This window comes from Oleiphilus sp. HI0128, from assembly GCF_001635365.1.
In genome coordinates, this window is the sequence record NZ_LWGG01001151.1 from 1 (window position 1) to 789 (window position 789).

At 44.1% G+C, this 789-nt stretch carries 1 protein-coding gene; it reads right to left on the reverse strand.

Translation table 11 applies throughout. The features are described 5' to 3' along the window. Positions 1-257: 257 nt before the first annotated feature. A partial coding sequence (locus A3763_RS19450; RefSeq protein ID WP_304440832.1) for a lipase secretion chaperone occupies positions 258-789 on the reverse strand: 532 nt, incomplete at its 5' end.

The window sequence follows — 789 nt, forward strand, 5'->3', positions numbered from 1 at the left end:
CTTTTCGTTAATTCACTAAACGCAAAGTTTGGCTGAATAATCCCTATCTGTATATGTCTTCTGAATGGCAGACTTGCGGACTTTTTTGCCTGTGGGTGTTGAATTGCTATGCCGAGTGCCCCATTTTCGTCTGTAAGATCGAATTCTGTCTATCACGACCTTTATCGCGCCAGATCGAACCTTTTGGCTACAAGTACGTAACAGTATACCATTCTGGACTGAGCCCTTTAATTGTCCATTTCAATTCGAATTGGCACCTATGGAAGCCTGTCATCACTCATCAGAGCACTAACGCGCTTACGCTCTGTTTCATCAAAGTGATAGGCCAACAGTTCAGAAATGGATTGCTCCTTATCTTGTTCACTTAAGCTAGAATCTAAGACAGTTTTTCGCTCAGCGGAAAAGCTGCTAAGTCTCTGCGACCATTGCGCTCGACGTTTGTCTAAATCGGCTAGCGCTGCCGCAGCCTCACTCCCTAGCATGTTCTCCCGCAGCTGATACACTTCGCTAACGGGCGCATTATCGGCTTTCATTTTTCTAACTTGTTCTGATAGCAATGCATGTTGCTGAGCGCGCTGCCTCGTTGCTCTAATGTCCTCTGGTAGTTCAAGGCTCGCTATCTCTATATGTTGTTGTTTTTCTGTTGCTGTTAGTGTTTCATCACTGTTGATTTTTAACTGCTGAATCAAGAACCTGTTCTGGATATCTTCAGAAGCAAAGAATGCTTCATATTCAACTTGATCAAAGAAGCGCTCTCTGTAGGTCTTAATCTCAGACTGCTGAGCTATC